At 26.4% G+C, this 12342-nt stretch carries 8 protein-coding genes; 3 read left to right on the top strand and 5 right to left on the bottom strand.

Going from position 1 to position 12342, the window contains the following annotated elements; genetic code table 11:
- The first annotated feature begins 42 nt into the window (after positions 1–42).
- Positions 43–849 (top strand): DUF1189 domain-containing protein, encoded by an 807-nt coding sequence (locus BLS77_RS03745; RefSeq protein WP_089965997.1) that lies wholly within the window; start codon positions 43–45, stop codon positions 847–849.
- A 133-nt stretch (positions 850–982) separates the two neighbouring features.
- Here BLS77_RS03745 and BLS77_RS03740 read toward each other — a convergent pair whose 3' ends face one another.
- A complete protein-coding gene (locus tag BLS77_RS03740; protein ID WP_089965995.1) occupies positions 983–1855 on the bottom strand; it encodes an SDR family oxidoreductase in 873 nt (290 codons plus the stop codon).
- 184 nt (positions 1856–2039) lie between these two features.
- On the opposite strand from BLS77_RS03740, the gene ilvA reads away from it, so the two are divergent.
- A complete protein-coding gene (gene ilvA, locus BLS77_RS03735; RefSeq protein WP_089965994.1) occupies positions 2040–3239 on the top strand; it encodes a threonine ammonia-lyase in 1200 nt (399 codons plus the stop codon).
- A gap of 105 nt (positions 3240–3344) precedes the next feature.
- On the opposite strand, the gene BLS77_RS03730 is transcribed toward ilvA, so the two are convergent.
- From BLS77_RS03730 to BLS77_RS03715, 4 genes are all read right to left on the bottom strand, one after another.
- Entirely contained in the window at positions 3345–4268 is a 924-nt protein-coding gene (locus BLS77_RS03730) for an exonuclease domain-containing protein (RefSeq protein WP_089965992.1), read from the bottom strand.
- 82 nt (positions 4269–4350) lie between these two features.
- Complete coding sequence (locus BLS77_RS03725; protein ID WP_089965990.1) at positions 4351–5079, bottom strand: M48 family metallopeptidase; 729 nt, start codon at positions 5077–5079, stop codon at positions 4351–4353.
- Positions 5080–5230: 151 nt separating this feature from the next.
- Positions 5231–8212, bottom strand: a complete 2982-nt coding sequence (locus BLS77_RS03720; protein ID WP_089965988.1) for a helicase C-terminal domain-containing protein — start codon at positions 8210–8212, stop codon at positions 5231–5233.
- Between the two features lie 23 nt (positions 8213–8235).
- The gene (locus BLS77_RS03715) at positions 8236–11475 is read right to left on the bottom strand and encodes a DEAD/DEAH box helicase (protein ID WP_089965986.1); all 3240 of its coding nucleotides are present in this window, start codon (positions 11473–11475) and stop codon (positions 8236–8238) included.
- 164 nt (positions 11476–11639) lie between these two features.
- On the opposite strand from BLS77_RS03715, the gene BLS77_RS03710 reads away from it, so the two are divergent.
- Positions 11640–12296 (top strand): hypothetical protein, encoded by a 657-nt coding sequence (locus tag BLS77_RS03710; protein ID WP_089965984.1) that lies wholly within the window; start codon positions 11640–11642, stop codon positions 12294–12296.
- Positions 12297–12342: the final 46 nt, after the last annotated feature.

Below are 12342 nucleotides of genomic sequence, written 5' to 3'. Positions count from 1 at the left end.
TTACAATTATATAACTAATAAAAAAGGGGGATAATTATAAATATGTATGAAAACGAAAAAATGAGCTTTTTAAAAAAGTTTATAAATAGCACCTATAATTTTAAGTCTTACAATTACTTTATTTCAGAAAAACTCTCAAAGGCTGTTCTTTATTTATTACTATTGGCTTTTGTATCATCAGGCTTTATGGTTTTAAAGGAGGGATTTTCTTTTAACAAGGAATTTTCTAAAATGAAGACAATCTTAAATGAAGAAATGCCCTCATTTACTTTAGATAATGATGAACTTATAATTGATTCTGAAATGCCTATTATTTATGAAGAGGATAATACTATTTTTGTTATTGATACTAGCAATAAATTAGATATTACATCTCTTGATAAGTATAATAGGGGGGTTTTTATAGGTAAAAATGAATTGATTTCAAAAGAAAGTTCCACTAAGTTTACAACTATCAAATACTCATCATTAGAATTGAAAAATAGCTTAACTTCTGAATATGTTAGTCGTATAATAAATACCTTCGGTAATATATTTATAATAATTGGATTAGTATTAATATTTATATTTTTAATTATAGGTAAATTAATAAGTGTATTTGCAATAATGCCTTTAGCTGCTCTTGTAATTGCATCTATATTGAATAAAAAGCTATCTTACAGTAATCTTATAAAAATTAGTGCATATGCACTAACAGTTCCAATTTTACTTAAAACATTTTTAAAATTGGTTGGAATAACAATACCTGTGTTCTTTATACTTTATTATGGAATAGGTATTGTATATTTAATTTTTGCTCTTAAAAATATACATTTAGATGTTAATGAAAGTTTAGAACCTATAAATTAATCATTTTTTTAAAATAACAAATTATAATAAAAAACATACTATCATATTGATTTATTTTTTTAGATACCTTATTGATAAAAGAGCTAGATTTAATGCTAAAATAGTGTTATATCTAGCTCTTTTTATTTAAATTTTATGTAGCAACAAATTCTCCTCCATTAATATGAATGGTTTCTCCTGTTATAAATGAAGCACCGTTACTAGCTAAAAACACATAAGCCTCTGCTAGTTCAACTGGTTGCCCTGGCCTTTTCATCGGTGTCTTTTGACCAAATTTAGCCACTTTTGCATTATCAAAAGATGAAGGAATTAAAGGTGTCCAGATTGGTCCTGGAGCTACTGCATTCACTCTAATACCTTTACTTGCAAGGTTTAGTGCAAGAGATCTTGTTAAAGTTGTTAACGCTCCCTTTGAAGCCGAATAATCTATTAAAGTTTCATGACCATTATATGCAGTTATTGAAGTTGTGTTTATAATAGAATCTCCATTATTTAAATGTGGCAGGGCTGCCTTTATCATATAAAATGCAGAAAAAACATTTGTTTTGAAAGTTCTTTCAAGTTGAGATTGTGTTATATCTGTAATATTTTGAGCTTCATGTTGTTCTGCGGCATTATTAACAATAATATTTATTTGTTTAAATCTTTTTATTACTTCTACTGAAACATAATCACAAAAACTTTCATTTCCAATATCGCCTTTAATTAAAAAACACTCGCCTTTTTCATTTTCGATTAGTTTTTTTGTAATATTTGCATCTTCATCCTCATTTAAATATACAATTACAACTTTAGCCCCTTCTTTAGCATAAGCTAAAGATACTGCTCTACCAATGCCACTATCTCCACCTGTTATTATTGCAACTTTATCTTTTAACTTTCCAATTGGAAAGTTATAACCCTCTAGGTTATAAATAGGTTTTGGATTCATTAAATTTTCACATCCAGGTTGCTTATCTTGATGTTGAGGCGGTAAATTTTTAGGGAAATTTGAATCTATATTCATTATATCCTCTCCTTACTTTATTAGTATTTATACTACTTCTTATTTTTATTCAAGTTTTAGGAATTTAACATAAGAAACTTGGTTTTAGTGAAAATTCCTTACTTTCAAAAAAGACTTAAGACTTTATAAAAAAATGGTATAATAAATCTATAAAAATAAAAAATAAAACTAATGAGGTGAAAAAATGCATTTAAAAGAAATACTTACGGCAAGAGGTGCTATTAGAGATATCATAACTAAGACTCCATTATTATATAGCAATATATTTTCTAATATATGTGATAATAATGTATATTTAAAGTGTGAAAATCTTCAGTTAACAGGCGCTTACAAACTTAGAGGCGCACTAAATAAAATACTTTCTCTAACTAACGAAGAAAAATCTAAAGGCGTAGTTTGTTCTTCCGCTGGAAATCATGCGCAAGGAGTTGCCTATGCATCCTCTCTATGTAATGTTAACGCAACTATTGTTATGCCAACTACTACTCCTTATTTAAAGGTAGAGTCTACTAAAAATTATGGTGGAAATGTTATTCTTCATGGACTTTGTTATGATTATGCCTATAATGAAGCAAAAAAAATTGAAAATAAAAAAGGTTCTGTTTTTATTCATCCATTTAATGATATTGATGTTATTTATGGCCAAGGTACTATTGCACTTGAAATATTTGAAGATCTTAAAGATGTAGATGTTATTATTTGTCCAATTGGTGGTGGTGGTTTAATAAGTGGAATATCTCTAGCCGCAAAGGAAATCAATCCAAATATAAAAATTATAGGCGTTCAAGCAGAAGGTGCTGATGCAATGGTAAAGAGTTTTAAAAAAGATAAATTAACATCTATTGAAACTGTGAATACAATTGCTGATGGAATTGCAGTTAAGACACCTGGTGATTTAACTTTTAATATAATTCGTGAATATGTAGATGATATTGTTACTGTTTCAGATGATGAAATCGTTGAAGCTTTTTTAACTTTAAGTGAAAAACATAAGTTGATTGCAGAAGCATCAGGAGCTACATCACTTGCTGCTTTAAAAAAATTAGACTTTAAAAATAAAAATGTTGTTTCAGTTATCAGTGGTGGTAATATCGATATGTTAACTATATCGTCTTTAATAAATAATGGACTTGTTTCAAGGGGCCGACTTTTCTGCTTTACAGTAGAGTTACCTAATACTCCTGGTCAAATTCTTCAAATTTCAAAAATACTTTCAGATGTAAATGCAAACGTTGTAAGACTTGAACATAATCAATTTAAGGCAAGAAACACGCTTAGAAATGTTCTTCTAGAAGTTACTGTTGAAACTAATGGACATGAACATATTGAAATAGTTAAAAAAGCTTTTATTGATAATAAATTCAATATAAATCAAATGTATTAATATGAGAAAACAGAGTACTATATATAATTATATTACTCTGTTTTATTATTAGTCATTTTCAAAAAATATAAATACCGCCTTGACTTCTTATTTCCCCCAGTCACCTTATTTCACATAGCTTAAGAATTCTTCCTCATTTAACAAATCTATTCCTTGTCCAAATTCATTAAGTTGCTTAGCTCTTTTTAATTTTGTACTCATATTAGTATAACTAATATCATGAACATTTTTTACAGCTGTTATTAATATATTAGTTTTTTTGGTTACTGAACTTCCTGTGCTTCCTCCATTTTGTTTTACAAACTGCATAGCATCTAATCTCGACATAGAGGATAGCCCTCCAGTAAAAACAACTATTTTGTCTCTAAAAAAATCAGTAGTATTTATTAAAGTTTTATTATTACACACATTCTTATTTACTCTTGTGGAAATTATTGATGTGCCTTGTAATTTACCCGCCGAAGTGTAATCATTGTTATGTATTTTACCTATTTTAAAACAAACTAATTTTGATAATTCCTTTATATCCTCAACTTTTAGTTCCTTTATTATTTCTAATACTATATTTGCAGATGCAGATGCATCTGCACTTGCATTATGATGATTAAACTTATATCCTAAATGATTATTAATAGTATTTAACTTAGAATTCTCTAAATAGGAATAAAAATTTCTAGATATTATCATTGAACAAAAATAATCTAAAGTTGGATAAGGAATGTTATAACTATCTAATGTTTTTCTTAATACACTCATATCAAAAGAAGCATTATGTGCAACTACAAGCTTCCCGTCTAAGTAAGGCTTAATTTCACTCCAAAGCTCCAAAAATGTTTTTTCATTTTCAACATCTTCTTCTTTAATCCCATGTATCCATATATTAATTGGCTCAAACCTCATCTCATAAGGCTTAATTAACCAATATCTTTCTTCTATAATTTTATTATCTTCAACTACTGTAATTCCAATTGAACAAGCACTATTCCTTTTTTCATTAGCAGTTTCGAAATCAATTGCAACAAAATTCATTTTTCACCATTACCTTCATTAATGAATCTTCAAAAAAAAACAACCCAATATATATGACTTGTCATTTTTTTAGAATTCCTAATCATATTTCTAATTTTAATCCATTATCTTTTAACCATAACTTATACAATTCGTAATCTGGCATTACAGATTTTACTCTATTCCAAAAGTTGTTTGAATGATCTTTAAAATCCATATGACACATTTCATGTACTACTATATAATCAATTACATCTATAGGTGCCATAGATATTCTCCAATTAAAAAGAATTCTATTGTCATATGTACAACTTGCCCATCTTCTCTTTTGTTGTTTTACTTTTAACTCTTTAGGAGAAACAGCAAAGAATTTTGTATAATTAGAAACTCTTTCAATTACGACTTCTAAGGTTTTCTGTCTATACCATAGTTCTAATATAGACTTAACTGTATCACTGTTTATTTCTTTATATGAAATTTGAATAATATTATCTTTAATTACTACTTTAGGTTTCGTTAAATCTTCATTGCATTGTAGATTTAAAATATATTTTTCTCCTAAGTATAGATAGGTTTCTCCATTTATATATTTATTGACTCTTCTAATAGAGTTTTTCTCTATTAGTTCATCTTGTTTTTTACAAATCCAATTAGCTTTTTTTTCAACTACATCTAAAATGTTTTTAAGTTCTAATTTAATAGGGGCACAAATACGTACTTTTCCTTCTAAATTAACTTCTATAGACATTGTTTTTCTTTTTCTATAAACTACTTCAAATTCAATTACTCGCCCTTTATGTATATGGTTTAATTTTAAAGTCTCTGTATGCAATTTCTATCCTCCTAACTTTTATAATTTAGGAATTTCCGCAAAATAACTAGTCAGATTCGTGTCTATTTTGTGATATGCATCATAACCATAACACTAATTATTCGCAAGTGCTGGCTATTTGCCTAGTATAAAATATACTCAGAATATTTAACTAGTGGCCCTGCCCGCCTTTGGTGTATTTTCTTTCAACTCCCTTAACTGAGTCATTGACTTTTATTGTAGTATTTATATTTTTAAAATACCATTGTGTACTCCATTCTCCATATCTTTTAAATTCCCAAAATAAGTTGTTTAAAACAGCTTCATTTTTAATTGAAGAGGGTATATCCTTGCTTTTTACTCTTAAATTATTTAGTAAAGTTCTTAAGTTATTCATCTTCCAAATTTTATAATCATTATCCATATAACTTAAAAGTTCTTCTGATTTTACATTTTCTATCCTTGGCCCACTTAGATCTTTTTCAAGTTTTCTTAATGTAATATTATTAGTCCCTCCATCTAAAATTATAAAATATCCATAGTCTAAAGTGCTTCTTATAAGCCTTCCATAACTTTGTTTTACTTTAATGCATAGCTGAGGATAGTTAACTTCATAGTATTTCTTATGTTCATAAGTTGTTATAGCTTTTACAAGAGGGTTTTCTACATTTTGATTTGGTAACTTGTCAATAATTACACAAGTCAGAGCATCCCCTGGCAAATCAATCCCTTCAAAAAAACCTTTAGTTCCAAGCATTATAATTTGTCTGTTTTTATCTCTTAAATATTTTAGAGCTTTTTTATTTGTATGTAGCTCTATAGTAGTTCCTTTAGTTAGAATTGATAATTCTTCTAAAGTTTGTTCTCTTCTACTATTATTATTAAAAAGAACAAGCATATGACCATTTAATTTTTTAGCAGTTTCAAATATAAAACCAGAAATATTTTTTATATAATTCATACTATTATAACTTCCCAAATCCTTTAAAGTGAATATTCTTGTTTGCTCTTTTAAATTAAATACTGCTGGTATTTTATACTCATTTGCACTTTCCTGACCTAAATGTTTCTTTATATTATTAAAAGAATTATCTATTCTTAAAGTTGCCGAAAGAAATGTTGTACTTTTAACATCACTTAATATTTTATCATTGACTAACTCTCCAACTTTTAGTGGTGTATTAGTAATTTTAAAATAATTAAACTCCTTATGTACTTCTAAAATTTTAGCATACTCATTGGATTGTGTAATAAAGGTGTCAATTACATCAAACTGCCCTTTAAGCTTCATTATATAATTAAGGAGCTTTCTATAGTCTTTATCTCCATGAGGGTCCTCATCACTTACTATGTTACTTATATATGTGTCTAGGAGTTTATACAAACTATATATACTAACTTTCAAGTTGCTTAAATGCTCCCGTACACTTTCCATAGATAATTTATATTCTTCTCTTGAATTAAAAAACTCAGTTGTAAAGTTATATTCCTTATTTTGAAGATTCATATTTCTAAATTCATTAATCATATTTAAAATATTATATTCTATATCATCTCTTCTAATTTTAATATCACTTATTTCAACCGATTCTCTATATCCAAAATTAGCATTTAATCGTCTTAATATAAAATAAATACTTGGATTTCCATTTTCAATTTCATCTAGTAAATCTAAAAACTCCTTAGAATTAAATTCTTCTGAAAAAAAATCATAAGCTTTTTCCATTAAATTATGAGCTTCATCTATAATTAAATGATAAATTTTCTTTTTTTCGCCATAGGGCCAATTAGCTAAAAGTGAATGGTTAATTACTGTTATATTATCAAGAGGTAATTCATTATATCTATTCTTTAAATAGCACTCTCTAATACATTTATCTAAATTACAATTTTCACTTTCACAACATATATGCTTTATATATTTATCAAGCTCAAAATGCTTATAAGCCCAAAAGCCTATATTTTCAATATCTCCATATTTACCACCAATAATTAGCCTTTTAATAAATAATTCTACAAGCGGACCATTTATATCACCCTCAAATTCTTTATAGTCACTAACTCTTTCTGTACATAAATAATTACTTTTACCTTTAATTGCACCAAAGTTAATTTTTTTGTATAAAGATAATTTTTTTAATATGTTTGGAATATCTTTTTCTATTAATTGATTTTGAAGTTCTTTTGTATCTGTAGATATTATTACACTACTTTCTTCAATGTTTCTTTCTAGTTTATTTAAGTAAGTGCTTATAGCAACTATTAATACATAAGCAAATGTTTTACCGCTACCTGTTGGCGCTTCTATAAATATCCTCTCTTTATTTTCAATTGTTTGTCGTATTTTAGATGAAATATTCTTTTGTTCCTCTCTATACTCGTAGCTAAAATCTCCTCCATTATCCCATATCTCAGATTTTTTTAGTAAATCCTCATATTCATTGTAGTCAATATCCATTCTTTTTAAATGAATATTTTCTTCTTTATTATCTTTGTAATAAACATATATATATTCATCATTATTAAACATAATTGGTTTTAGCAAGTAATTAGTCCAATTCCACTTTTTAAGAAGGCTATTACCTTTAATAATTGTTTTATAAATAGGCTCTAGAGCCCCTAAAACCTCTTCTTTAGTCCATAACCTGCATAAAAAAGAATTTACCACTAGAATTGTATCAAGAGAATCTTGAAGACCTCTATGCATTTGATTTTTATTTAGTGTTGTTACATCATTTAAAAGTGCTTGCAAATTATATTCTTTTCTCCACGGTTCTAAAATAGCTGCCATTTCCATTAAATCTAGCACTTCATTTTTCACTTCTATAATGTGATATTCAAAAAAACTTTTAACATATTCCCCATTAGAACAAATTAAAGGCAAGACTTCTAAAAATCCCAATAACTCACTTTTAACATATTCAATATTTCTAGCACTTAAGAGGTCTTCTTCTCTTAAATCTATACATAGGTCATAAATGGAAAGGGGGATTCTCCCCTTTGGCTTTATGAAAGTATTAAAAGTTGTTACAATAGAGTCTTTAATCTTTACTGCACCTATTTCAATTATTTCAGAAGTTTTCTCATCTAGTCCTGTTGTTTCAATATTTAAATATATTACATTATCCAATATACTTTTCACTTCAGTTTGCATATATTCCCCCTATAGTATAATCGTCAACTTAATAAATCTAATAACTCTTCTTGGGTTAAGCTTTTCAAAAAACTACCATTTTCGAGTTCGCCATTTATTACTTTATTTATAAGCTCCTTTTTACTATCTTGCATAGCTAATACCTTTTCTTCAATGGTACCTCTTGCTATAAGTTTTATAACTTCTACTACATTTTTTTGACCAAATCTATGTGCTCTATCTGTTGCTTGATCTTCGATAGCGGGGTTCCACCATGGATCAAAATGTATTACTACATCTGCACTAGTTAAATTAAGACCTGTTCCACCAGCTTTAAGTGAAATTAAGAAAATGTTTTTACTTTTACTATTGTTAAACTCATTAACCATTTTTATTCGATCACTAGCTTTTGTTGAACCATCTAAATAACTATAGTTAATAGAACTTTGATCTAAAAGTTTTGATATATTCTTAAGCACTGTTGTAAACTGTGAAAATAACAATATTTTATGACCTTCCTGGATATTTTGATCTATTAAATCTATTGCTACATCTATTTTAGAACTTCCACCAGTATAATTATCCAGTAAAATAGTTGGATCTAAGCATAATTGTCTAAGTTTCGTAAGATAGGAAAATACTGTTATTTTATTATCTATAAACTCTTTATTTTCCATTTTACTTTTAACATCTTTTACAAATGTGCTGTAAGCAGCTTTCTGTTCTTTAGTCATTTCTACAAAAAACTTCTTCTCTATTTTTTCTGGAAGTTCAGTCATAACATCCTTTTTTAATCTTCTTATCATAAAAGGTTGAATAAATTTTTTTAAATCGTTAAAACTACCAGTTCTATTATTTAAGAACTTTTCTTGAAATCTACTTTTATTATAAAGATATCCTGGAATAGCAAAATCAAATATAGACCATAAGTCCATAAGATTATTTTCTATAGGAGTACCTGTTAATGCAAATTTAACTTTTGCTTTAATCGCTTTAACTGCTTCACTACTTTGAGCTAAAGGATTTTTTATATTTTGAGCTTCATCTATAATACAGTAATCGAAATTTCTATCTTCATAATCTGTAAAATCATTTCTTAAAGTTCCATATGTTGTTAAAATAACATCATAATCATCTATATTTTCAATTTGAATTGCTCTTTCAGCTTTGCTACCATATATTGTTATAACCTTCATTGTAGGTGCAAAGTTATCAAATTCATTTTTCCAATTATATATTAAAGATGTTGGTGTAACAATAAGCGTTTTACTTCCTTTTTCTGACAACAAGAATGCAATAGTTTGGATAGTTTTACCAAGTCCCATTTCATCAGCAAGTACTCCACCAAAACCTAAATGACTTATTGTTTTAAACCATTTAAAACCTGTAATCTGATATTCTCTAAGAGTTGCTTTAAGCTCAAGTGGTACCTTATAGTCTATATTATCTAGCGTCTTTATTTTATCTGCAATATTTTGAACATTTTCTTTTCCTTTTATAAAATTAAGGCCTTTATCATCTATTGCCTCATTTAAAAATATAGCTTTATTTTTATGGAATTTTATACTTTTACTATTAACCTTCCCATCACCACTAATATTATCCAGTAGATTTATGAATTCTAAAGTTTTTTCCTCTTCTAAATCAATGAAGCTATTATTTTTCAACTTATAAAATCTGCGTTTATTTCTAAAAGCTTTTAGTATACTGTTAAATTCATCTTCTTCAACATCACCAATTTCAAAATTAAATTCTAAATACCCCTCTTTTGTTTCAGTTATATTTCCTTGTATAGATTGAGATTTATATATTCTTTGTTCTTTAAATCTATCTGAATAATAAATTTCACCAATATCCTTAAGGTTTAAAGCTCCTTCATTTAAAAAATTATATAGGTCATTATCATCTCCAGCAAACATAAACTTACTTCCCTCTTTAAAGAATTTAAAATCCTCTAAGGCTTTTTCTACTTTACGTTCTTGTTTAATATCCCTAATTATAAATTTTCCTTTTTCTAAAGCTCTATTTAAATCAAGTTTATCTTCACCATATTTAAATTTAATATCACACCAGATTTTATCTCTATTTCTATCAAAATAAAACTCTGCCATTAAACCAGTTTTTATTATTGATTTTTTAAGGCTATTATCTAATGATATTTCATTTGTTATACATTCAAGTTGAGGTAAGACTTTATTAAATACTTCATTAGCTTTATCCTTTTTAAATTCAATTTCTTTACTTTCTTTTAAAAAATCATAGAACAGTTTAAATGCTTTAAACTGTTCTCTTGACGGTAAATATATATTATTATTATATAAAAACACATCACCTTTTAAGTTTAAGGGTGTCGGAATATCATTTTCAGTTTTTAAAATTATCCCTTCATCCTTTTTTTCTAGGTTAAAACATAAAGGTATATCTTCATTAATTATCTTAACTGGTGAATCTTTTAATAAAGATTCAGTCTTTTCATCATAAATAAACCTTATCTCCTTATGCTTTATACAATTTAAAAATCTCTTTAAAGCATCGGGTAATATCATTAAAGATTTACCATTTACTACTCTATATATTGTTCCAGAAATAGAATTTCCTCTTAAAGATTCATTAATAGAAACATATTCTTCAATAAAATCTATTACATTTTCATCTTCCTTTGAAAAATAATATTTATTTGGATTATAATTAAATTCTTGACCATATTTTAATTCTGTTTCAAATTTTTTAGCATTTATAAATGCTTCTAAATTTTTCAAAACATATAATTTATTTGATCCTATTTTAAATTCGGCTTCATAATACTCTCTTCTATAACTATTAACTCTAGTTAAACTTACTTCTAATTTAATTCTTTCTTTATCTTTTAGATTATTATCTATACAATTTATTAACATTTCACTTGCTTCTATTATTGCCGTTGCATCTATATTTTCACTATTAGCCCCTTTATTCCTAGAATCAATAATATTATGATATCTTTTAAAAACTGCTACTATATGTTTACATAAATATATATCTTTATTTTTTGAAACTCTATAAAAATCATCACATTCACATTGTGTATCAGTAATCATTAAACAATTTAAATCTATTTCTAATAGAGTATTAAATATTTCATTGTTATACTCTGACTGTACAGTCCCAAACAAATCTAAAAGACCACCGTGAATGTCTGTCGACACTTCTTTAACTAATCCTCTTCTAAAATATCTTTCTCCATTAGTTAAGGTAAGTCCTGAAGTATTATTAAGAACAATATTCTCTAAATCTTCTATAATCACGTATTTCACCTCGAATATATTATATACAACTATATTTTTAAACACAACTTTTAAACAATAACATTATTAATTAAATTTTCAAGTTATATATTAATTAACTAATTAATATACTCTAATTATAGGATAAATTCCTATTTAATACTTTTAATAAAGGGTGTGATATTTTGGCTGCTATAAAATTAAATTTTTTAGCCAATAGAGAATTACAAACAAAAAAAGATATAAGAGATGATCCAATAATTGATACTAAGGTTATTGAATATATTATCAATGAATTCCCAACCCCTACTAAAGATATAAGGCAAGCATTAGTAAACCTTCAAGTTACTCTAGAAAAATCAATTGATTTTATTGAGGATAAATCAAGTGAAATCATTAAAATTAATAGAGATTTTGAACTAAGTAACAAGTATAGAGAAACTTGTGTAAGATTACATGAAATCAGTACAAGTTTAAATGAATATGTTAAATGGATGGATGTTATTGGTGATAAAGCATCTCTTATAGAAAATGATAAAATTAAAGAAAGTAATTTAGATATATATAAACCTATTTATAATGATTTTACAGGTCTAACGCCAGTTAGGATTTCACTTAACAATTTTTCTGTAGATGTTGAAAATTGGGATGACTTAATAATGAAAACTGCATCTATGTTAACTAAAAATTATAAAGATAATAAAGAATCTGAAATGATTTTTCCTGAGCACAATACTATTGTACTAAAAAAATCTCATGAAAATGAATTAAGAGATACTGTAATTGAAATGTTATCAGAGTATAAAATTAGTTTAAATGATTATAAAATACAGGTTCAGTGATTTATAAATATATTTAAGACACTTTAAAAATAAATACAAGATAAAA

Origin of the sequence: Clostridium gasigenes (assembly GCF_900104115.1) — a bacterium.
Lineage (GTDB): Bacteria > Bacillota > Clostridia > Clostridiales > Clostridiaceae > Clostridium > Clostridium gasigenes.
Note: the sequence above shows the minus strand (reverse complement) of the source record. Positions and strands in the feature narration are given on the sequence as shown.